25 protein-coding genes and 1 pseudogene are annotated in these 21,957 nt (G+C 50.9%); 22 read left to right on the top strand and 4 right to left on the bottom strand.

Annotated elements, in window-relative coordinates:
• Positions 1–125: 125 nt before the first annotated feature.
• On the top strand, positions 126–608 hold the full coding sequence (locus J7J49_RS00590; protein ID WP_215089355.1) for a GNAT family N-acetyltransferase: 483 nt from the start codon (positions 126–128) through the stop codon (positions 606–608).
• 4 nt (positions 609–612) lie between these two features.
• On the opposite strand, the gene J7J49_RS00585 is transcribed toward J7J49_RS00590, so the two are convergent.
• From J7J49_RS00585 to J7J49_RS00575, 3 genes are read right to left on the bottom strand one after another with little or no spacing between them, the layout of a single operon-like run.
• A complete protein-coding gene (locus J7J49_RS00585) occupies positions 613–786 on the bottom strand; it encodes a hypothetical protein (protein WP_215089353.1) in 174 nt (57 codons plus the stop codon).
• Entirely contained in the window at positions 783–1,196 is a 414-nt protein-coding gene (locus J7J49_RS00580; RefSeq protein ID WP_215089351.1) for a hypothetical protein, read from the bottom strand. Before J7J49_RS00580 ends, J7J49_RS00585 begins: the two co-directional genes overlap by 4 nt.
• A gap of 38 nt (positions 1,197–1,234) precedes the next feature.
• Positions 1,235–2,056 carry an aldo/keto reductase gene (locus J7J49_RS00575; RefSeq protein WP_215089350.1) on the bottom strand — a complete coding sequence of 274 codons (822 nt, stop codon included), beginning with the start codon at positions 2,054–2,056 and terminating at the stop codon, positions 1,235–1,237.
• A gap of 276 nt (positions 2,057–2,332) precedes the next feature.
• On the opposite strand from J7J49_RS00575, the gene J7J49_RS00570 reads away from it, so the two are divergent.
• The 18 genes and pseudogenes from J7J49_RS00570 to J7J49_RS00485 all read left to right on the top strand — a co-directional run bounded on the left by J7J49_RS00570 (position 2,333) and on the right by J7J49_RS00485 (position 18,760).
• Positions 2,333–2,845: a GNAT family N-acetyltransferase gene (locus J7J49_RS00570; RefSeq protein ID WP_215089348.1), complete on the top strand. Its 513-nt coding sequence runs from the start codon at positions 2,333–2,335 to the stop codon at positions 2,843–2,845.
• A 904-nt stretch (positions 2,846–3,749) separates the two neighbouring features.
• Positions 3,750–5,258: an FAD-binding oxidoreductase gene (locus J7J49_RS00565; RefSeq protein WP_215089346.1), complete on the top strand. Its 1,509-nt coding sequence runs from the start codon at positions 3,750–3,752 to the stop codon at positions 5,256–5,258.
• A 327-nt stretch (positions 5,259–5,585) separates the two neighbouring features.
• Positions 5,586–6,008: a hypothetical protein gene (locus J7J49_RS00560; protein WP_215089344.1), complete on the top strand. Its 423-nt coding sequence runs from the start codon at positions 5,586–5,588 to the stop codon at positions 6,006–6,008.
• 181 nt (positions 6,009–6,189) lie between these two features.
• Complete coding sequence (locus J7J49_RS00555; protein ID WP_215089343.1) at positions 6,190–6,573, top strand: hypothetical protein; 384 nt, start codon at positions 6,190–6,192, stop codon at positions 6,571–6,573.
• A gap of 228 nt (positions 6,574–6,801) precedes the next feature.
• Positions 6,802–7,089, top strand: coding sequence for a hypothetical protein (locus J7J49_RS00550; protein WP_064234557.1), 288 nt, complete (start codon positions 6,802–6,804; stop codon positions 7,087–7,089).
• 152 nt (positions 7,090–7,241) lie between these two features.
• The gene (locus J7J49_RS00545; protein ID WP_215089340.1) at positions 7,242–8,237 is read left to right on the top strand and encodes a 3-oxoacyl-[acyl-carrier-protein] synthase III C-terminal domain-containing protein; all 996 of its coding nucleotides are present in this window, start codon (positions 7,242–7,244) and stop codon (positions 8,235–8,237) included.
• The gene (locus tag J7J49_RS00540; protein ID WP_215089338.1) at positions 8,234–9,244 is read left to right on the top strand and encodes an NAD-dependent epimerase/dehydratase family protein; all 1,011 of its coding nucleotides are present in this window, start codon (positions 8,234–8,236) and stop codon (positions 9,242–9,244) included. Before J7J49_RS00545 ends, J7J49_RS00540 begins: the two co-directional genes overlap by 4 nt.
• Positions 9,241–10,089, top strand: a complete 849-nt coding sequence (locus J7J49_RS00535) for an MBL fold metallo-hydrolase (protein WP_215089336.1) — start codon at positions 9,241–9,243, stop codon at positions 10,087–10,089. The genes J7J49_RS00540 and J7J49_RS00535 overlap by 4 nt, the downstream gene beginning before the upstream one ends.
• Complete coding sequence (locus J7J49_RS00530) at positions 10,016–11,314, top strand: hypothetical protein (RefSeq protein WP_215089334.1); 1,299 nt, start codon at positions 10,016–10,018, stop codon at positions 11,312–11,314. The genes J7J49_RS00535 and J7J49_RS00530 overlap by 74 nt, the downstream gene beginning before the upstream one ends.
• Positions 11,307–12,467 (top strand): ATP-grasp domain-containing protein, encoded by a 1,161-nt coding sequence (locus J7J49_RS00525; RefSeq protein WP_215089332.1) that lies wholly within the window; start codon positions 11,307–11,309, stop codon positions 12,465–12,467. The genes J7J49_RS00530 and J7J49_RS00525 overlap by 8 nt, the downstream gene beginning before the upstream one ends.
• Complete coding sequence (locus J7J49_RS00520; protein WP_215089329.1) at positions 12,467–13,480, top strand: Rieske 2Fe-2S domain-containing protein; 1,014 nt, start codon at positions 12,467–12,469, stop codon at positions 13,478–13,480. Before J7J49_RS00525 ends, J7J49_RS00520 begins: the two co-directional genes overlap by 1 nt.
• Positions 13,481–13,866: 386 nt before the next feature.
• On the top strand, positions 13,867–14,367 hold the full coding sequence (locus J7J49_RS00515; RefSeq protein WP_215089327.1) for a hypothetical protein: 501 nt from the start codon (positions 13,867–13,869) through the stop codon (positions 14,365–14,367).
• A gap of 87 nt (positions 14,368–14,454) precedes the next feature.
• A complete protein-coding gene (locus J7J49_RS00510; protein WP_215089326.1) occupies positions 14,455–14,793 on the top strand; it encodes a low molecular weight protein tyrosine phosphatase family protein in 339 nt (112 codons plus the stop codon).
• Positions 14,794–14,954: 161 nt separating this feature from the next.
• Entirely contained in the window at positions 14,955–15,548 is a 594-nt protein-coding gene (locus tag J7J49_RS00505) for a hypothetical protein (RefSeq protein ID WP_064234568.1), read from the top strand.
• A gap of 272 nt (positions 15,549–15,820) precedes the next feature.
• Positions 15,821–16,207: a DUF6559 family protein gene (locus J7J49_RS00500; protein WP_215089324.1), complete on the top strand. Its 387-nt coding sequence runs from the start codon at positions 15,821–15,823 to the stop codon at positions 16,205–16,207.
• Between the two features lie 332 nt (positions 16,208–16,539).
• Positions 16,540–16,941 carry a DUF6968 family protein gene (locus tag J7J49_RS00495; protein WP_064234570.1) on the top strand — a complete coding sequence of 134 codons (402 nt, stop codon included), beginning with the start codon at positions 16,540–16,542 and terminating at the stop codon, positions 16,939–16,941.
• Between the two features lie 203 nt (positions 16,942–17,144).
• Positions 17,145–17,701: pseudogene (locus J7J49_RS00490) on the top strand (DUF899 family protein).
• Positions 17,702–17,995: 294 nt separating this feature from the next.
• A complete protein-coding gene (locus tag J7J49_RS00485) occupies positions 17,996–18,760 on the top strand; it encodes an SDR family oxidoreductase (protein ID WP_215089322.1) in 765 nt (254 codons plus the stop codon).
• 248 nt (positions 18,761–19,008) lie between these two features.
• Here J7J49_RS00485 and J7J49_RS00480 read toward each other — a convergent pair whose 3' ends face one another.
• Entirely contained in the window at positions 19,009–19,677 is a 669-nt protein-coding gene (locus J7J49_RS00480) for an FMN-dependent NADH-azoreductase (protein ID WP_215089320.1), read from the bottom strand.
• 139 nt (positions 19,678–19,816) lie between these two features.
• On the opposite strand from J7J49_RS00480, the gene J7J49_RS00475 reads away from it, so the two are divergent.
• Genes J7J49_RS00475 through J7J49_RS00465 form a run of 3 tightly spaced genes read left to right on the top strand, consistent with a single transcriptional unit; the run spans position 19,817 to position 21,905 of the window.
• Positions 19,817–20,668 carry a LysR family transcriptional regulator gene (locus tag J7J49_RS00475; protein ID WP_353048313.1) on the top strand — a complete coding sequence of 284 codons (852 nt, stop codon included), beginning with the start codon at positions 19,817–19,819 and terminating at the stop codon, positions 20,666–20,668.
• 40 nt (positions 20,669–20,708) lie between these two features.
• Entirely contained in the window at positions 20,709–21,308 is a 600-nt protein-coding gene (locus J7J49_RS00470; protein ID WP_215089317.1) for an SIS domain-containing protein, read from the top strand.
• 33 nt (positions 21,309–21,341) lie between these two features.
• The gene (locus J7J49_RS00465) at positions 21,342–21,905 is read left to right on the top strand and encodes a GNAT family N-acetyltransferase (RefSeq protein WP_215089314.1); all 564 of its coding nucleotides are present in this window, start codon (positions 21,342–21,344) and stop codon (positions 21,903–21,905) included.
• The last annotated feature ends 52 nt before the right edge of the window (positions 21,906–21,957 follow it).

The following is a 21,957-nucleotide window of genomic DNA, read 5'->3' as shown; positions in this document are numbered from 1 at the left end:
TAGAATTAATGGGTTAGAGTCAAGACAGGCGGCTAAATAAACCCCATGAGCGAATGTTTGCGCGTGTTGAGATTGTGTCGCTGAAGTTGTTTTTGTTCCGTTTTTGCTAACTACAGGAGTATAAAATGTCACGCGTGGAAATCCGTCAGGCGACCATTGAAGACGCGTCCTTGATTCATCAGTTTATTGTAGACCTTGCGATTTATGAAAAAGCTGAGAGTGAAGTATTAGCGACAGTTACAGATATAGAAAACGCTCTGTTTGGTGCTGAAACGACTACAAAAGCCGTAATTTGTAACTTTGATAATAAACCTATCGGGTTTGCCGTTTATTTTTTCAATTTCTCAACATGGCTCGGTAAGCATGGGCTATATCTTGAAGATTTGTATGTTTCTCCTGAATATCGAGATGTTGGTGCCGGTAAAGCGCTTCTGAAGCACCTTGCTAACATTGCAGTGTCGAAAGAGTGTGGTCGTTTCGAGTGGAACGTACTTGACTGGAATGAACCGGCGATTCAGTTCTATGAGTCAATAGGCGCAAAACCGCAAAATGAATGGGTGGGCTACCGTTTGACAGGAAAAGCGCTTGAAGCGTTTGCAGGTGGTTAGCAATTCATTGCGACTTCGCAGAAAGACATAGTGTGAACATGAATACGATACCGTTAATTAGGCGAGCATCGGTGTTGGCAAGCAGTGGTGCGCTTGGCTGCATCATGGCGGCGAGCGCAGCACCCATGAGCGTAAGGCTTTGTCTGCGCGTGATGCGATGTTTGATGAGATGGCTCATAGCGGTCGCTCCTTCAGGTTTTTTTGAATCGGCACCGTGGCAGCCAACACCAGCACAAAGCATGTCAGCACAAACACCTTATTCACAAACCAGTTGGAGCGCCAGATCGACCACTCTGGGTCGGCGAGGAAAAACACGAACAGGGTGCAGATGATGAGGATTTCAATCACCGACATGCCCACCGCCAAAGCACGCGTATAGCGAGGCCGTTTGAGCAGCGCCCAGCCTAGCCAGACGTGGGCCAGTGGCCATAGATCCCAAAAGATATACCGCGCCCAAGGCTCACCGTATGCCAGCGCATAGCCAACGGGAAACAGGTATTTGATGAACAGCGTCCACGCTGCGAGGATAAACAGCAGGTGGGCGAGAAAGCGGATCCAAGCGCTGGGTGGTGGGGCGGGCAGTGTCATGTCATCGCTCCAGTACTGGGCCTTTGATGGGTGTTTGGTCACACCATCTGCAAAGAGTGCTTGCGCGTTGGCGGGGGATAGGCGGCGTCGATGTGTGCCAAGTCGTCTTCGTCGAGTCTGAGTTTATCTGCGTCAGCATTCTGTTTGAGGTGGTCCAGATTCACGGCTTTAGGAATCGCTATTACACCGGGGTGGCGCAGTGCCCAGGCGAGGGCGATTTGCGCGGTGGTGGCGCTGTGTTTATCAGCGATGCGTTGCAAGGTGGCGTCATGCAGTAGTGCGCCGCCTTGCCCGATTGGGCAGTAGGCCATAAGTAGCATGTTGTGCTGTGCTTGCCAGGGTAAAAGGTCGTATTCAATGCCGCGTGCTTCGGGGTTGTAGAGCACCTGATTGGTGGCGCAAGCGGGTGTGTCGAGCTCTGCTAAGTCGTCAATGTCGAAGTTCGACACACCCCAGCGTAGAATCTTGCCCTGCTCGCGAAGCCGCTCAAAAGCTTCCACTGTTTCGCTCAGCGGATACTGGCCGCGCCAGTGCAGCAGGTATAGATCGATAGTGTCGGTGCCCAATCGGCGCAGGCTGCGCTCGCAGGCGGCTTGAACACCCTTAGCGCTTGCGTTGTGCGGGTAGACCTTGCTGACCAGATACACCTCATCGCGCCGACCGGCGATTGCTTGGCCAACGACTTCTTCAGCGCCGCCCTCGGCATACATCTCTGCGGTATCGATCAGGGTCATGCCCAGATCCAGACCTTCACGCAGCGCTCTTACCTCAGCTTGCCGTTGCCCGGCATTCTCTCCCATGTGCCAGGTGCCCTGGCCTATACGGGGTACACTTACGCCGCCTAGCTCAATTGTCTGCATATTGCTCTCTCATATGGTCTCTCCTAGTGTATCTCCTGCTGCGATGCTGTTATGACTACCCGGTGCAATAGCAGTTCATGGATCAAAACCAGCATCTTGCTCATACCTCTTCGCTCTACGCTATCAGGCAGCCTATCGATCCGAAACTGAGAACCTTCGCTAATGTGAGACTCGCGTTATACTAAACACTCGTCTTAACTTTCGTTTTTAGAGGCGTAAATTTGGAGATAGTTAGAACTGAGTCTTATCATCCCCGGATCTTAAAAGATTAACGTTATGAACGTAGTACACGCCAATCCTAAAGATGCCCGCGCTGTCGCTGAGATTCATGTCGAAGCTTGGCGCGCCGCATATAGGTCTATTGTTCCAGCTGATTATCTAGCATCGCTATCGATAGAGCGTCGCGAAGCTGTGTGGAGCGGATGCATAGCTGCGGGTGATCCCGAGTTACTTGTTGCCAAGAAAGATGGCGCTGTTAAAGGCTGGCTGAGCTTTGGGCCATGTCGAGATATCGGTGAGCACAAGAGTGAAGCTGAAATTTGGGCTCTCTATGTATCCCCAACTGCTTGGTCAACGGGAGTGGGGCGCGTGCTCTGGCTGCGGGCGAAAGAGCTGATGCTTGTGCAAGGTTTCAAATCATGCAGTTTGTGGGTTTTTCCTCAGAATGAACGGGCGATTAAGTTCTACCGCTCAATCGGGTTTGCCCATGACGGGGCCGCTCCAAAGAACTTCGAGCTCGGTGGTGCTCGGCTTCAGGAAGTGCGATTTGTATCTCAACTTATTGGATAATTTCCCCTTCTTTTAACGAGAGGCGCTGATGGTGTTTAGCCCGGCTGAAGGTGCCAATCTCACTCCGGGGTAGATCTAAAATGTGGCGATAGAAATACGATGGCATTGATCGCACAAACAAGCGAAACTTAGATACATTGCCAAAATTTGCTTTGCTATCAGAAGAAACAGTGGAGTAGAGTCAAATTAGGAGGCGGCAAAACCTTAATCAATGTGCTGTCGTGTTAGTTCAGGTTTTGCAGCGGGGCGTAGAATCATTGTTAGGTGCCTGAGGCAGTTATGAAGTCCTTACTCACGAAATCTAACTTCACAATTCTGGGACTATTTCTAATAGTGGAAGTGGGGTTGTCGCTCTTTCCGGAACTCGCTGAGGCTCGCCGGGGTGGCCGAGGCGCAGGCGGATCACTTTGGTGGATTCCTGTTGTTGTAGGGTTCGTCATATACTTCATCAACAAGATTATCCCCGAGCTGTGGAGCTGGCTCGGTGGACTCGCAATCATGTTGCTGTTGTCCTTTTTAGGAGCGGCTCTATTGCAGTGGCTAGGGCTAGTCGGGAGAAGGCAAATGCTTCTTTCAGTACCGTTTGTTTTCACTGTAATCGCAGTTGGACTTTATTTAATTCACAAAACTAAGAAGTATGTGTCGAAGTGGAATGGCACCTAACAATCACATTAATTTTGCTCACTTCGTTCGCCCGGTGCTCGAAAGCTCGTGCGTCATTGAGCAGCAGGATGAAATCTCCGTAGCGTTGGATATGTTGTTTTTGGGCTTTTGACGGAAAAATATTTTTTCCAGAAGCTTGATGGCAATGCCTAATCAGTTGCTGCTAGTAGATAAATTGCTCGTTGTACTCGCAACTTTCCGGTGAGAAAGGCGCTCGGCGGCTCGATAAAGAACGAATACAATGTTGAAAAAAAACCTGTTAAGCCGACTGCTTATAGTCTCCATTGCTGCTGCGATCTTAGTCGCGCTTGGCCTTCCTGTATCCCACCTAGTTGCTACTGTTGTCCGTGATCAGGACTCGCTTGAGCCTGTTCTTGCTGATTATGCAGATGATGTAAGTCGGCTCAACGCGATAAGGGTTCAAGAGATCTGGGCAGTACCCGATTCGCCTGATGATGCTGAGCTCCAATTGGTCGAGCTTCTGGCCAGGGCGCGGCGAGACCAGTTGCCGGTGTCTATCGCAGGGGCTAGACACTCGATGGGGGCTCACACGATTGCTCCGGATGGCATTGTTATCAACATGTTGCCGTTCAATGAGATGTCGCTTAGTGAAGACGGAGATGTGTTGACGGTTCAGGCTGGCGCTCTTTGGTCGGATGTTATTCCTTTCCTTGATCGGCACGGTCGTTCCGTGGCAATTATGCAGTCGGACAGCTCTTTCTCCGTCGGAGGCACGCTTAGTGTCAATGCGCACGGTTGGCAGGCTAAACGTCCTCCGATCTCATCCTCGGTCAAGTCATTTCGACTGCTCTTGGCCGACGGCAGCATTCTGCGCTGCAGCCGGGAGGAAAACGCGGAGCTCTTCTCGCTAGTACTCGGCGGCTACGGTCTGTTCGGCATTATCCTCGAAGCAGAGCTGTGGACTGTTCCTAACGAGTGGTATGAGGTAGAGCGTTACTCGGCACCGGCAGAGCGATTCGCCGAAGTTTTCCGAGAGCAGGTAGACGGCGATGAGGCTGTTGAAATGGCATTCGGTCGGCTACGTGTAACCCAAAAATCGTTCCTCGAAGATGCGGTCTTGACCGTCTACCGTAAGACCAGCCAAGTCTCCGAACCGCTTCCCGCCCTAGCCGAGTCTGCTATTGATCCGCTGCGGCGGGTCATCTTTCGTGGTTCAGTCGAAAGCGACTACGGCAAGAGATTGCGCTGGAATCTAGAAACGACTTTTGGTGAGAAAGTCGGCGGGGACTTTGTTTCGCGCAACCAGCTTCTCAATACCGATGTGTCTCTTTACGCTAATCGCGTGGAGGAACAAACCGACATCATTCATGAGTACTTCGTACCGCCAAACCAGCTGGAAGCTTTCTTGATGCTTGCTAGGGAAATTATTCCTAGGCACAGCCCTGACTTACTCAACATTACCCTGCGTGATGTTCGGGAGGACAATGACACCTACTTACGTTATGCCGATCAGAATGCGCTAGCGGTAGTGATGCTCTTCAGCCAGAGCCGCACAGAGGTGGCGGAGGCAAGTATGCGGGAGATGACTCGCGAGCTCATTGATGCCAGCCAAAGCGTTGGAGGCCGCTACTATCTTCCCTACCGGCCGCACGCCACCGAAGAGCAATTTTTACAGGCCTACCCTCAGGCGGAAGAGTTTGTTGAACTGAAGCGGGCATATGATCCTGGTACTCTTTTTAGTAACCAGTTCTATGACAAGTACTTGAGTTGGTTAGGCGCCGACGAATAACCGCCAAAAACATGAAGTCGACGCGCCAGTGCCCGGTTGGTGTGGACGTTAGTAATTACGACCTTAGAGCTGAGAAGCTGCCCTTCCCGTGTCGGTATGTAGATCCTCGCCTGATTTCACCGGCACCCTATCCAGCTGTTAGTTGGTTGTTTGTCGAAGGCTAGTGGGAGAAGTGCAAGGAGATAGATATAGATAAGTATTCAAGAAAGCTAAATAATAACAAATTTTTCTTTGCCGTTAAGCTGGTCGGTGAGGTAAAGTTAATCATGTGGTTGTATAACTTAGCAAATCCTATGCCATAACTTTGGATTATAAAGAGGCCTGTCTATGAAGTTTGTAAGATATATTATAGCTGTCTTAGTCATTTTTCCTTTTCTGGATTTAGCTTATGGCGATGAGGTTAGAGCTTCATCGGGCAGCATCAATACCTCGGTGAGTGCTACCGATCAGGAGAGTTTTATATGCGCTTCAGGTAGTGCTAGGCACTATTTTCTTTCGGCTATGCCACAGCTATTTGCTTCGAAATTAGCAGAGCTTGGCTTATTGCGGTCTGAAAACAGTGGGGTGTATCGCATTGCCTTGGTAATTGATGAAAATTCACAACTCATTGGTTACGATGTAGGCGATAATACAAATGAAAATTCCCGTGTTGTTCAGGAGATCATTAGTATAGATCAGTTCCCAAAGCTGGATGATAGCGCTAAGTGTGTAGTTGGAAAAGTGTTTCTGTATGAGATTACGTTAGATTAGTAGAGGGCTAATTCTGCTTAGTTCTAGCTGCTTAACCCCACCTTTTTCATGAGAGCGTTAATCGAGTGCCTTGACGACCCTAGCCGTTCCTCAGAAGCAAGTAAGAGTTTTGAAATGAACGGAAGGTAATCAATGCTTGAGTTCTTCGTGACTTTCTAAAGTTATTGCAGAGTTTTTTTCAATGGTTGATATTGTTGCTTTTCTTGTTTTTTTGATTTTTACACCGAAAATAATTCGTACGATCCGTTCTGAATCAGCGATTTATGATGAGTTTGGGCAGCGAAAAATTCTTCCTGTTTTTTTGCTGTTACTACCAGCTAGCCCAGTTTTGCTTATGGTGGTGAGTTTTACAATCCACTGGGTAGCAGGAGCGATAGTAGCTGCGTTGTGTTTCCTGCCCGTGCTTATTATTGCCCGCCAGGATACTAAGGCATTTGAGATATCGGGAACCAGTCGTACCGATAGAGCAAAAGGTGCAGCAAATATGGCTTTCTCTGCTGCTCTTGTTGGTTTTTTATATATTGGTATACATGTCATCTTTCAGCTAACGATAGGTGCTATATGAGCCGCTTGAAAGCATCTGCTTACATTGAGCGTGCTGACGTAAATCCCTGTGATGGTTGGTAATTTACTGTTCGCGATGCCGTCTTTGTTGATGAACATCGCGATTATGCTACCGGCATAGCGCTGATAAGTCGCCTTCTAGCTTAATCGTTTGGCTAACAGATAGTGATTTATTCCGTAGTAGAGTTAAGATCTACATTCATAAATGTTAACTATCTAGTGGAGGCCTGTGTTTAAGCTCGAAGTCACGGCATTAATCGTTGGTTTAGCAAGTGTTGTAGTAGCTTTGCTCATCCCTTTTATCTGGAGTGTGTTCCCAGAAATAATGCGCACCTATTTCCTCGGTGGCGAGCCAGGGGCAATGGTCGTTGGATTAGGCGTTTTAGTTGGGGTAGTGGGGAGTATGCTGTTCGTTATAAACCTGTTTCGCAAGCAGTTCACTCTTTGGTGGGCTAGGTTGTTAACGGTGTTGGCTCTCTACTTGGGTTTAGCCATCGCTGGTGCAACAGGAATTTAGCGATCCGCACATCACGAAGCACTTTAAGCGCGTAATTAGCCTTCCTTTACGCACCTTGCCAGGTTAACCATAAAATGAATATCGTCTAATTTTTAATTGATTGATATTAAGCTTTATTAGAGTATGTGAGCGAATCGATTAGAATTGGACATATGATTAGCAACTTCATGATTGCCGGGTGGGGCAGCTATCGCCCTCGCACCCTGCTAACTTCGCGCTCACTGGATGAGCGTCAAGGTCATCCTTCTGGCTGGACTGAGCGCCAGTTCGGCATCGCTGCGCGCCATGTTGCGGGTGAGGAGGAGACCACCTCAATGATGGCGACTGAGGCCGCTCGTGAGGCGCTGAACCGTTCAGGTTGGGGTAATACACCGCCCGACGTTATCATCGGCGGTTGTGGCGTTATGGAACAACCGATTCCGTCCACTGCCGCTTTAGTCCAGAACCGTCTCGGCTTTGGCCAGTCCGGCGTGCCTAGCTTTGACGTCAACCAGACCTGTTTATCCTTTATGGTGGCATTGGATATCGCCGCCATGGGAATTGCCTGCGGGCGCTGGCGGCGAGCGCTTGTATTTGCGAGCGATATCGCGTCGGCAGGGCTTAACCCTGAGGAGCCGAAAACGCGCTCCATCTTTGGCGATGGTGCAGCGGCACTGGCGATTGAGGCGACATCAGACACAACCTGCGGAATGCGATCAAGCGTGTCGGTTACCTATGGAGCTCACCACGAATTAGCGCAGCTTCGCGCGGGCGGCACAAAGTTGCGCATTGCCGAAGGCTATCAGGCGCTGGTCGCCGGCGCCTATTTCGAGATGGATGCTTTTGGCATTTTCAAAGCTGCTGCCAAGGTGTTGCCTGGAATCATCCAGCGTGCGCTCGAACAGGCAGAAATAGGCAAGGATGATCTCGCCTGTGTGATTTGCCACCAAGCCAGTGCACCTGGGGTAGAGCATATCAAACGGCTTTTCGCGCCCAACAGTGACCGCGTGGTTAATATCTTCCCGACGAACGGTAACCAGATAGCCGCCTCAATCCCGACCGTGCTCGCCCACGCACTCACGATGGGTATTGCCAAGCGGGGTGACTATATCTTGCTGCTAGGCACCGCCGCGGGGATCAGTGCCAGTGCCATGGTGCTCAAGCTATGAGCCAGCGGCGCATCCTGATAACCGGGGCGACCGGCGGGCTGGGCATGGCGCTGGTGCGCGAGGCGCTAAAACGCGGGCATGCTGTGCGTGCTACGGGGCGTTCGCAGGCGGCAGGCGAAGCGCTAACGTTACTCGGCGCGCAGTTCGTTAGGGTGGATCTTACCCACTCAAAGATCGATTTTCGCGAGCTCTTGAAAGACGTCGATAGCGTTATTCATGCCGCCGCATTATCGGCCAGCTGGGGGCCACAGCGTGCATTTGAACTCCACAATATTCATATGACAGAACAACTGCTTGAAGCGGCCAGCCGCTCGGGCGTAGAGCGTTTCGTGTTTGTGTCTTCGCCATCAATTTTTGCCGCGTATCGTGACCGGTTAGCCATCGGCGAATATGACGCCCCCGCGCTTCAGCCACTCAACCACTACGCACGTACCAAGCTCGCGGCGGAACGCAGCGTGCTTGCACAGCGGGAAGACGCCATGGCCTGCTGCGCCATTCGCCCGCGTGCGCTGGTGGGGCCGGGGGATCGGGTGATCCTACCCAAGCTGGCCGAACTGGCGGGGCGCAAGCGCATGCCGCTTCCGCGTGGCGGTCGGGCGCTGATTGAGTTGACCGATCTGCGCGATGCCGCATGGGCTATCTGTGCCGCTGAGGAGCGGGCGGTTGAGCTTACCGGAAAGGCGATCAATATATCGGGAGGTAGCCCTATTACGGTACGCGAAGTGGCTTATAAGCTCGCTGATGCGTTAGGCAAAACACCGCAGCTTGTCTCACTGCCGGTTGGCTTCGCGCGAGCTATCGCTGTGCTCAGTGAAAACGTTGCGCTGCTGATGCGTGCCTCACGGGAGCCGATGCTGACCCGCTATAAACTGGCGACGCTGGCCTATTCTCAAACCTTTGATCTCGAGCCCGCCCAGCGGCTGCTGGGCTACCGGCCACAGCATGATGCATTGGCAACTCTGCTGGCCGAAGCGCGGCAGCTCGCAACGCAGGAAAAACAGCCATGATCCGCGTCGGATTCCGTTGGCTTGAGCGCGGTTCATGCCGACATCCCGAGGTCGCCACCCTTTCGGGCGGCAGCCTATGCGCGGTTGATTTTCCCGCCATGGTGGGGGTGATAGAGCACCCGACGCGGGGTATTTTGTTGTTTGATACCGGCTATGATCCTGCTTTTATCAATGCCACAGAGACGTTTCCCGAGCGATTCTATCGCTGGACAACGCCGGTCAAAATCGATGCAGAGCAGGCGTGGAGCGCTTGGCTTGCAACCCATGGGATTGAAGACAGCGCGATTGTCGGCACAATCATCTCGCATTTTCATGGCGATCACGTTGCAGGAATGAGCCACCTTGCTCAGCGGCCGGTCTATTGCGCCCGGGCAGGCTTGTCCGAATTGCGCCGGCCGGGTCGCTTTGGCCGAGTGCGCCAGGGCTTGCTGCCTGCGCTGGTTCCTCAGGCGGCTGATGCTAACGCTCGCTTTTTCGAAGATGCCCCAGCAGTGGCGCTACCCAGCGGATTCGCGCCCTTCAGCGAAGGTAGGGATATCCTGGGAGATGGTAGCCTGATCGCGGTGGAGCTGCCCGGCCATTGCGTCGGTCATTGGGGGCTGGCACTGCGCACCAGCGACGATCGCCAGGTCTTACTGGCTGCCGATGCGGTGTGGCTTGGCAAGTCAATCACGCAGCGTCGGCCTCCGCCGCGGCTTACCACTGCACTTCTCGGCAATACCCAGCGTTACCGCGCAACTCTCAACCTGTTGAGCGAGGCGGCGTGCTGCAATGGCGACTTGGTCATCCTACCTTCGCATTGCGCTGCCAGCGCCAAGCGTTTTGGCGGCCATGATGCGCACTGACCGAGTCTTAGCCGCGTGGATACGAACGCGGCGTGCGCTGAGCATGTCGCCGGGGCAACTGGCTACGCGGCGAGCCAGCATGTGGCGCAAGCTGCAGCCTGTCATCGCCCGAACGCCCGCACTAGCACGCTATGCCGGTCGCGATCTGGCTGAGTTTCCGGTCACTGACATCGCGAATCTTCGTGCTGATTACGGCGCCTGGAACAGCCTAGGTATGAGCGATGAGGAGCTGCGCGAGTTGGCCGCCGCCGCGGAGCAAGGCACAGCCGTTGGCGAATTGTCGGCAGGCTGGTCAACTGGAACGGGGTGCGGTGCGCGAGGGTTGTTCCTTGCCAGCCCCGCAGAGCGTGCCGACTATATCGGCCAGAGCCTGGCTCGGCTGCTCCCAGCGCGTGCCTTGTTCAAGCGCCAGCGGCTCGCCCTGCATTTGCGCGCCAGCAATGCGCTCTACAGCGATGTTGGGCGAGGGCGGTTTACGTTTGCCCATTTTCCCCTTGAAGCATCGATTGAACAGAGCATTGCGGAATTGGCGCAGTTCGAGCCTACGATCCTGATCGCACCGCCGCATCGGCTGGCCGCTTTCGCAGCAGCAGGGGCGCATTTCCCCTCGCTGCAGCATCTATTTTGTGGCAGCGAGCCGACTAGCGAAGCTGAGTGCGATTTCCTCACTGAGCGGCTGGGGATAAGGCCCCGCCAAATTTACCAAGCGACCGAAGGGTTTCTGGCCGCTGAGTGTGCGAACGGCCGGCTGCATCTTAATGATCATGCGATGGCTATCGAACTTGAGCCGGTTCCTGGCACGCCCGGCTATCGACCGATCATTACCGACCTTCGCCGCACCAGCCAACCGATTGTTCGTGTTCGCGGCGACGATTATCTTGAGCTCGACGCTTGTTCCTGCCCTTGCGGTTTTGCGGGTCGCGTCATCCATGCGCCGCAAGGCCGGGTGAACGATATCTGGCGCTTTGCCGATGGCACAGTCACCCCGCCCGAGGTAGTTGCATCGCTTGAGTCGGTGCTGGGGGGCGACAAAATATGGCAGGCCGAAGCAGGGCCAGAGTGGGTCGTGCTGCATTTGTCGCCGCTTTGTTCAACAACCGCTTCGACGATGGCTGCACGGGCGCTGAGCCAGGTATGCGATTTGCCGGTGCCGGTTGAAGTCGCCCATGATCTAAGCGCGTGGAGTGGCCCCAAACGCCGTAAAGTGGTGTGGCGCGATGGCTAGACGCGTGCTTATTACCGGCGCTCGGGCGGTTGCCGCGTTGGATCTTGCCCGTGATTTCGCCGCGGCCGGATGGGAACCGCATCTGGCGGACAGCGTACCGGTGCGCATGGCGCGCTGGTCGAAAGCCCCTGCCCAGGTGCATCGCTATCCTGCGCCCCGGCAGCAGGGAACAGCCTTTCGCGCACGTATTGTCGAGCTAGTCGATACCTTCGGTTTTGAACGAGTGGTGCCGACCTGCGAGGAGGTTTTTCATCTTGCTGCGCCCGCCCTTCAGAGCCGATTAGGTGAGCGTCTGTTTGTGCCTAACCTTGCTACGTTGCGCCAACTGCATGACAAGTTCGCCTTTGCGCATCACTGCGGCAAATGGGGCCTGCCTGTGCCGGAAAGCCATCCGATAGATTGCATAGAAGAGCTGGAACGCTTCGCTAGCAGAAGTTGCGAGTGGGTATTCAAACCGCGCTTCAGCCGATTTGGTGATAGCGCACTGGTCGCCCCTGACCGGTGTGCGTTAGCCGCTATTACACCGAGCCCCGACGCACCCTGGATGGCACAAGCGCGTATCCACGGCGAAGAAGTCTGTTTTCATGGCGTGGCGCATCGGGGAGCGTTGGTCGCCTTTGCTGCCTACCGTTCCAGCTGGCGCTTGGCCGGGGGAGCTGGCTATGCTTTCGACCCTGTCGCTGACCACCGTCGCGAAACGCTGCGTAAAATGGCCGCCCGCCTGGCGCAGTGTGCCAATATTCACGGGCAGTTCGCCTGCGATGCAATGTTCGATGAAGCGGGTGCTGCCTACTTGCTTGAATGCAATCCACGAGCGACCAGCGGTGTGCATCTGATCACTGGTGCAGGTCATCTTGCCCATGCCATAGGTGACGGGGTAGCCGCACCTGAAGCCGCGCCAGGCACTCTTTATCTTGGCCCAGCGATGGTCGTATTTGGCCTGCCGCAGGCGGTGCGTGGTGCGCGTATGCGCGATTGGTGGCGCTGCGTTGCTACTGGCCGTGACGTGGTGTCTCGGCCTGGCGATCGCTGGCCTTTGTTTGGTGCGCTTTGCGACGCCGCCTCCTTCTCCCTTACGGGTTTCAAACACAATATTTCGACAAATGCCGCCGCCACTTACGATCTCGAGTGGAATGGTGAGGAGCTGCCTTAATGACATTTCCCCAGTCAGTCCGCGATGCCTGGCACTTGGTTGCCTTATCGAAAGACCTGAAACGTGGCAAGGCGCAAAAAGTCATGTGTTGCGGTACACCGATTGCGCTCTTCCGCAGTGAAGAGGGGATTGGTGCCTTGGTCGATCGCTGCCCGCACCGCAATTACCCGCTTTCCGAAGGGCGTGTGCACAAAGGGGCTCTCGAGTGCCCATACCACGGCTGGCGTTTCGCAAGCGATGGAACCTGCACCGAGGTGCCCGGCTGTCTGGTCGATACGACCCATGATCAACGGCTCAAGGCCGATGCACTGCGCGTGGTCGAGCGGCACGGGGGAATCTTTGTGGCGCTTTCTGACGCGGCACCCGCCGAGCCAGCGTTACCTCCTGACTTCGGTAACCCTGAACTCGATCATTTCTGGTGGCAACAAGGCACCTGGGTGGGACGCGCCTACGATGCGGTCGAAAACGTGATGGATCCGTTCCACACCAATCATCTGCATCATGGTTTTATTCGTCGCCGGGATCGACGCTTGCCAGTGGAGCTGATTGTTACCAGCTACGGTGACGGAATCGATATGGCAATTGAGCAAACCCAGCCCGATTATGGCCTGATGTCGCGCTTTTTGGAGCGTGATCGCTCGCGCAGTGTCTCGCGCTATTATCCGCCCACTATGGTTCAAGCGCGGTGGGAAGGTGAAACCAAGTTGACGTTATGTGTCACCGCCATTTTCACGCCAGCAACGGAAAGCAGTTTCACGCCTTTCGCGCGCTTTTCGACACCTAGGGGTATGGCGCCAAGCTGGCTTAAACAGGCGTCCATTCGGTTGTTCCTGGCCCCAGTGGTCTCGCAAGATCGTCGCGCACTAGAGCGCCAGCACGAAGTGATGACTCACTTCGGTCAGCCTAAATTCATCTCTGGGCCTGGCGATATTCTCAAAACCCGATTACATCGCCTTTGGGTGGGCGAGCAGTTAGAGCCTGGCATCGATCCAATCGTTGAAGTAAGGCTTTAGCTTGATCGCAATGGAAGTCCGTTGTTGGATTTTTATCATAAGCTGTTGTCTGCAAGTTCGCATGTAACGGTGCTTCAGACTCAATGTTCTCGATATAAGAAGTTAAGAAGGGAATAATGTTGCTAATTTTTCTTTGATTGAATGCTTTTTTTGTATAAAATATAACTAATGTATTAGAGGTGCTTCGTCAAGAAGATATGAATTTTTCTCGGTTAGTGAAATAACACCAGAGCAAGAACAAGCAATGCATCGGGTGATAGCGGATACAGGCAGAACATTTGCACCAATAACCGGAGCAGTATTTTCTATATTTTATTTTTTAGGAGTGTGGTTGCTGCTTGTTATTATTAAATTATTGGTCAAAATGAAAAATTAAGGTCGTATTTATGAGAAGTGTTTTTTTATCTTTTTTCTTTGAGTTGCAAGAGGTTATCTATAAGGCCAGGGAGAAATTTGTAGGATTTGGTTTTAAGTTATCTAGTCAATTTTATATCTTTTTTAAGAGTGAGCCAGTGTGGAATGTTCATGCAAGGCAATTGGTCTTATATCCCAAAAATAGTTTAGGTTTTCATTTGGGGAGTTTTTTATTGAAAAACAAATTTGAGCCACAGCCACGTTGTGAGGATCATGACGTTTTTCATGTTTTGACTGGTTTTTCTACAGATGTGGCTCAAGAAATTGCGATGCAATATTGGCTCTGGGGTAACGGTAAGCGCAGCATTTATTCGGCTCTTGCGATGTTTGTAGGGATCGTTTTTTATCCTGATCAATATGGAGTGTTTTTAAATTCCTATCGTCAGGGAGGGAGGTATATGGCTATACATGATATTGATTATCAAAAGAGGTTGCTATCTCCTGTTGCGAACTTTATGCCTAAGTTAAAATAAAGCGGCGAGCAGAAGTGGTTGATAAAAAATAAATGGATATGGTTTAGTTGGCTTAAAAGCTGAGGCACTGAAAACCAAGGAAAATCTATGAATCTTCTGTTTATTTGCAGCGAAAATAGGCTACGGAGCCCGACGGCTGAACGTGTCTTTTCAGCTTACCCCAGTATTCAAGCAATCGGAGCTGGAACAAGTTCGAGTGCTAAAACGCCCGTTTCTTGGCGCTTAATTGAGTGGGCTGATATCGTCCTGGTGATGGAAAAGAGCCACCGGGATGAAGTCGCCAAGACGTACGGGGAGTTACTCAAGGGGAAGAGACTAGTCTGCCTGGATATTCCCGATCACTACGAGTTGATGCAGCCTGAACTGATCACCTTGCTCAAAGAAAGGGTTCCGGAGTATGTGCGGTTGTCGGCAGTCGAGACATAGCCAGGAGCCGGTGCGCCTTAGGATTGGTAGTAGCGCCGACAAGTCGCACACCGTTCACTTCAGGTTTATATGAAATTATACTTATCAAAATCCTGGTTTTTTAAAGCTATGGTAAGGTAAAGTTTACTTGATTAACCATGAGCCATAACCGGGAGAGAAGCATGTATCGAATATTGATTGTTCTATGTATTTTTTTAGCAGGCTGCACCACAAAGCTGTGGGAGCCCAAGCCTGAGAGAGTGATGGCCGTTAATGGCTTCTACGTTAATAAAGAAACGAACGATTTAGTGGTCACCACGCGGCGTGAAGCTTTTTTATTTCCCTCTCAGCAGCAACTTGGTCAGGCGCTGATGCTTAGCCGAGAAGTTGAGTTTCTTCCCGAATTTAGCGGCTTCTCGCTATCTAGCTCCAATGTGGTGACCGGCAGCATTAAGCTCACATTGCATGAACAGAACCCTTCAGCCGAGCTTGTCAGTCAATTAACCGCATTGGGCTTTACGAAAAATCCTGTTACGAATAACTTCCTGTTGATACGCGAGATTAGGGGTGAGCGATATACCATTGAAGGAAGTTTGCCGCTTGAAAAGCTAGAAAACGAGTACCAAGTCAGTATGAGCATGCCCAGGGGCCCCATCGATACAGCCGGGCGTGTTATCGCAACGCCTGTTGCCATTACGTTTGATGCGGCCGCGACGGTCGTGGCGATTCCTCTCTTCGCACTCTTTATAGTCTCTTATGGTTTGACCGGACCATGAGCAAGCAGAGGATCTTAACGAGCGCACAGGGAAAGTTTAAAAACAGTTGTCTGTAGAGACAGACTAATATGCCTAGGCTTTTTCTGAAAAGTCGGTGTGCGCAGGCAAGCCAAGGCAAAATCGGCGAAAAGAATCGGCTTTGCGTGCGTATTTACGGGTTGTAAATGAGTACTTTGATTAGATTCGTGCGCGAGCCGATTTTCAACGCTGTATGGCTAAGCGTAATAGCTAACCAGAGATTTCCTGGTGTTTATTAAAAAATGGAGTTAAGTATGGGGCTATTCGATAACCTCAAGAAAAAACGTGCCATCAAAGGTTATATAGAGCAGCTGCCTAGTGTCTTGGTCAACGATTATGGCCGCCAGGAATATTACACGCAGCTGCAGGTAAGGCGGAGTATTGAGCGCGCGGGGCTAAATAGCCAGCATCAACATTACGCGCTGGCGATGTATACCAATCATCCAGAGTTTATCGCTTATCAGAGCGAAATACATGAAAATTTCAGCTATGAAGAGCTGCGTGAAGAGGTCGGCGGTGCCTACTTTTCTGGTAGCACAGATTTCAACTGTTCAAGCGTAATCGCGGCGTCAGCGAGTTTTGGAGGTGACACGTCTAGCATCGATTGCTCGGGAGGCGGAGGAGATGGTGGCAGTAATTGAGTCAGCAACAGCCCATGGCAAGACCATGGAATTCCCTCAATATATAAAGACGGCCAATGGATTGCGCCAGCAAGTCGATAACCATTTAACTAGCTAAAATCGAATGAAAAAACGTGTGTACTCGACGTCACCGCCAGCACCGAGCGCTATTTTCTCGATGAGCTTGGCCTTTTTGTTCGATTCTAGGTAGAAGGTTGGCCGTTTTTGGACTTAGGCAGTTTTTACAGTGTGTTTTTTTCAAGCTGAATTGATTTATGCTTGGTTATCAAAGTGGGTACTTAACATTATTGTCTAACTAAGCGCATGGTTTCAGTACTGAGTAAAGGAAGCGTATGGATCCTATTTCAACGTCATACACCGAAACAATTGCTTCGCGTGTATTTGATGCCGTCTTTGATGGCTCACGGCAACAAATACGCCTCGAAATTGGCCAGCCTATTCAGGATGTTGAGACAGTCGGCGGTACAGACTGGCGATGCCCTGTTCGCTTACTAATTAACGAGAGCCAAGTGTATATTCAAAATGCATGTGGAGTAGATTCTTACCAGGCGCTGGCTCTGGCAATCAACCAGCTGTCTGGTTTTGCTCTTCACCGGGCAGCATCTGGGTGTCAAATATTGGAGTTTCTTGGGCAGTCCATAAAGATTGAATCATTGCTACAAATTACCCACCAAGGTACTGCACCGGACGTCCTGACGGGCGTTGGTGTACTCAATGACTATAAAAATAGTTGAGGTGAGTATGCAATTCATCGTAAAACATAGATGAGAGGAAATTGGGTAAGCAATTTCCTTTTGCCTACGCTGCTGGCGGAGACAGCCGCTACCAAGTATCGTATCTTCAGAAGAGTGTATATTAGCGCTGGAGCAGCTTCTTATAAAAGAGAAAGCGCTGAGCGTAGAAAGCTACCCATGGTGACAGTAGATAAAAACTACGAATCAATAGCGACGAAGGCCCCATATCCTTCCTTGAATTATTCGCTGGGCGTCGTCAACTTATTGTTTATCACCTTATGTATGCGTTTGATTGGAAAGCGGGTTGTGACGGGTGTTCGTGGGTGGCCGATGCAATGACTCACTCAGCCCATCTACAGGCTCGCGATACCTCACGGGTAATGGTGTCACGCGCTCCTCTTGAGAAAATCAATCAGTACAAAACGCGTATGGGTTGGGCGATTCACTGGTACTCCTCTTTTGAGAGCGACTTTAACTATGATTTTGGGGTGACGACAGCGGAGGGGAAAGGCATGGTGCCTCCGTGTTTCTCCGCGATGGGTACGATATATATCGCACTTATTTTACCGGGGCGCGTGGAGTCGAATATTTAGGTAGCTTCTGGACGTACTTGGATTTAACACCTTATGGTCGCCTGGAAACGTGGGAAGACTCTCCAGAAGGCTGGCCTCAGACGAAGCCTTATGTATGGAACCGACGCCATGACGAGTATGACATTTCAGCATCCAGAAGCTCGCCGGGATGGCTACAGCTGCAGTAATCTTTTCCGCGCTCGGATTTCTTCCAGTTTGCACTGTTACGACTCGCCTTAACCGCTACTTCAAACAAACTCCCGCTTCTCGTGCTTAGCAACATGAATAGCTTTTACGGTGGCTATTGCCGATGACCACAAACTCAATGGCCCAGAGCTCACCAACAACGACCAATGTGCTGAGCACTAGCGTCTCAACGAAATCTAGCAAGTTTCGGGTCGGCGTTGGGTAAATGACTTCTTATGATCTTCGCTGTTGATGGGGAGTTCTCCCTATCTCTAACAGTGATGGAGGTCACAAAGATGGGTGCACTCGAAAATAAGGTCGCCATTGTTACTGGAGCCAGCGCAGGTATTGGCAGAGCGACCGCCCGGCTTTTCGCTAAGGAAGGGGCTACTGTAGTGGTAGCGGCCAGAAGAGAGTCAGAGCTGGGAGCATTGGTCGACGCTATACAAGAAGAGGGTGGCCAAGCGTTAGCGGTTGCAGGCGATGTAGGTGATGAGCATTTCGCCAAGAAGCTCGTTGGCGAGACACTAGCGCGGTTTGGTCAGTTGGACGTGGCGTTTAACAACGCAGGCATTTTAGGCGCGATGGGGCCAGTGCCCGAAATGTCATTGGCCGATTGGGATCAGGTAATCACAACCAATTTAACGAGCGCTTTTCTGGCAGCTAAGTATCAGCTGCCTGCCATGCAGTCGGCTGGCGGTGGCTCATTAATTTTTACTTCGACATTTGTCGGCTATAGTGCAGGAATGCCAGGTATGGCGGCTTATGCAGCCAGCAAAGCAGGGTTAATCGGGCTGACGCAAGTGCTCGCCTGTGAATATGGCCCTCATAACATTCGGGTAAATGCATTATTGCCGGGGGGAACGGATACCGCTGCAGCCAGGGAGTTTGCCAACACTCCCGAAGCATTAGCATTCGTAGCCAACCTGCATGCAATGAAACGAACGGCAAAACCTGAAGAAATTGCTCAATCTGCTCTCTACCTGGCTTCTGATGCCTCCAGCTTTACAACCGGGTCTACGCTGTTGGTAGATGGTGGGGTGTCAATAAATCGTACCTGAAGATAGTGCCTCAATCTGGCTATCATCAGATTGAGAGGCCATAAACTATCATCCATCATGACGACAGGCAGCCCGCTAGGGAGGAGTGGGCTGCCCCTTTTAATAGGAGGGCTGTTAATTGTCAGGTTAAAAATTATGACACAACGGGCTACGACATCTCAGCTTAAAGCAACGCTTCTTCGCCCGGCCAAGCAGGAGAGCGATGATACGCTGGCTTTTGTCGTGCTGCCCAGCTACTGCACAAGTATTTATCCGTTGATAGCTAAATCAGCTGCTAGCAATCCGGCATTTTTAAGCGCACTTGCAACTGATTGCTGATGTCTTTCATCTCCAAATTCTTGATATTCCGCAGAAATTTCGTGAAATGACTCGACACCCAAGTATCTGCCCAGTGTCTTAATGTGCGGCCCGAGATGATTCATATGCTCTCGTTCCTCTCCTGGCCCAAACCCAAATTCGCCGCATGAGGTTACTAAGACCAGCGTTTTTCCTGATAAAAGCGGCTCTATAGGATGGTCTCCGCGCGCCAAGTCAAAACTAAATGTTTTGTTGATACGCATGACCTGATCGAACCACGCTTTAAGAGGGGCTGGCATGCCGTAGTTGTACATCGGTGAAGAGATCAAAATAACATCCGCTTGAGCCAGCTCGCTAAATAGCTGATCGGATAAGGCCAGTTTTTCACATTGCTCAGGGCTTTTACGCTCATCAGGGGTGAAAACAGCGCCGATCCACTCTTGGTCAATAAAAGCGGGTGGGGTTAATCCAATATCACGATAGATATACTTATCTATATTTCGAAGTGACTGCCATGTGCTGACAAACTGCATAGCAATTCGCTTTGATATTGAGTTGTGGTCAGGGTTTGGGTTTTTCGCCATACGTACGCTAGCGTCTATATGAAGTAATGTGCGCATAATACTCTCAGCGGGTAGCTATGTGGAGTGGCTATGCTGCCTTTTTGCCAATGCTGCGACAAATGAATAAACTGGATCAATAGGTGAGTAAAACTTATCTATCAAGATTTCTAGCTGAAACCTATATTGGGGGTTACTGGTGGTGAAAGCTTCATTACAGGCGATTAGAGTGTTTGAAGTAGCTGCTCGTCTGGAGAGTTTTAAAGAGGCCGCTGAGGAGTTGTCGATAACGCCAGCGGGAGTATCCCACCACATCAGCAATCTTGAGCAGAGGCTAGGGGTGCCGCTATTTACTCGGAAAAACCGTAAAGTGACCTTAACTGTCGGGGGGCGGCAGCTTTCTGAGGCAACGACAGATGGACTTCAGAGAATCCAAACAGCGTTAGATGATATAAAGCTAGATGCGTCGCGCATTAATGTTGAGACAACGTCATCTTTTGCCGCACTGGTGTTGATCCCCTTGTTACGCGATTTTAATCAGGTCTATCAAAATATTGATGTTGAGGTGTCAACGGGTGAAGCGGTATCTGCCAAGATGAATGCCCTGCCCATTCGTCTTGGCGATGTAAACATGGTTGGTAAGTCGAGCGTGTTAAAAGTAGAGCGGTTTAACGTGTATGGTGCTCCCTCTTATCTTCGTACCATGAGTGCAAATAAGACATCGTTTATTTACTTGACTAAATGGAAAAATAGTAAGCTGCCAGATTCTCCTTGGACTGACTGGTTAACGGAAAATGAGGGGGCTATTCCAAACGTTGGGATAAGATATTTCGATCAAGAGCTGTATGGTGTGTATGAAGCTATGGCAGGGAAGGGGTTAGTGTTTTGCTCGGAAACCCTGGTTTCTGAATTTGTAAAAGCAAACACATTGCAGCCGATTTCGAAACAGAGCATCGAATCGCAACTGTGCTACTACATCCCCACACAAAGTGGGCAATATAGTGCAAAAAAGCAGATTTTTATCAAGTGGCTTAATGCGAATATAATTTAAAATATACTATTAAATTCATCACTATGAGCGTTATTAAACGATGCTAATTCAGCATATAAAGGCTAGCCTTGGTGAAGCACATACAGCACTTGAGAAGCTTCTCGCAAATCAACAGGCGCTTACCAGCATTGAACGTGCCGCGGGCTTATTGATTGAATGCTTTGAACGCAAAGGCCGTGTGTACTCATGCGGCAATGGAGGCTCGATGTGCGATGCGATGCATTTCGCCGAAGAGCTTACGGGACGTTATCGTCACGACCGTGCCGCACTAGACGCTGTGGCAATTAGTGATCCTGGGCATATAAGCTGCGTTGGTAACGACCTAGGCTATGAGTATGTATTTTCGCGATACATTGAGGCGCATGGTCGTGCGGGTGACTGCTTATTGGCGCTTAGCACCAGTGGCACAAGTAAAAATATTCTAGCTGCCGCTCGTGCAGCTAAGTCACAGGGTTTAAGCGTCATAATCTTGTCGGGTAGGCAAAGTTCAGCGCTTGAAGCTTTGAGTGACGTTTATATCTGTACGCCAGCGGGCAGCTTTGCTGATCGTGTTCAAGAGCTGCATATCAAAGTGCTACATATCCTCATTGAATTAGTTGAACGACATTTTTTTCCGGCTAACTATCAACCGAGTGCTTAACATCTAGCGTTGATGTTTTAAAGGTGCCTGCCAATGTCTGAACAGTTGTTTTATCCGATTATTGAAACCGAACGATTAAAATTACGTCCGTTGCTGCGTAGTGATTCGGAAAGCCTGTTAGAAATATTCTCCAATCCGGAGGTGATGAAGTACTGGAACACCGCACCTTGGACGGGAATGCAAGATGCCCTGGATTTCGTTAATAGCAACAATGACTCCATGCGACGTCAGGAATCACTGGTGCTGGGGGTATGCCTGAAATCGACAGGTGAGTTGGCTGGGAAGTTCATGCTGTTCAGCTATAGCAAGAACTCCAGGCGCGCTGAGATTGGTTTTGGCTTAGGCCGCTCGTTTTGGGGGAAGGGCTATATCAATGAGGCTGGAGAAGCACTGATTCAATATGGCTTTAATAAGTTAGGGCTTCGCCGTATAGAGGCTGAGATTGACCCAGATAACCACCCTTCTGCGAAAGCACTGAAAAAGCTTGGCTTTTCACAAGAGGGCTTGCTGAGGCAGCGTTGGGAAATCGATGGTGTTGTCTCAGATTCTGCACTATATGGAAGACTTGCAAGCGATGAGCCGCCGGAATCGGCATAATCAATGCCCTCTCTTAGGGCATTGTAGCGGCTCCAAGCTTTCATTCAGATAA

Origin of the sequence: Halomonas sp. ISL-56, assembly GCF_018612805.1 — a bacterium.
Taxonomy (GTDB): domain Bacteria; phylum Pseudomonadota; class Gammaproteobacteria; order Pseudomonadales; family Halomonadaceae; genus Vreelandella.
This window is presented reverse-complemented; position numbering and strand designations above follow the sequence as displayed.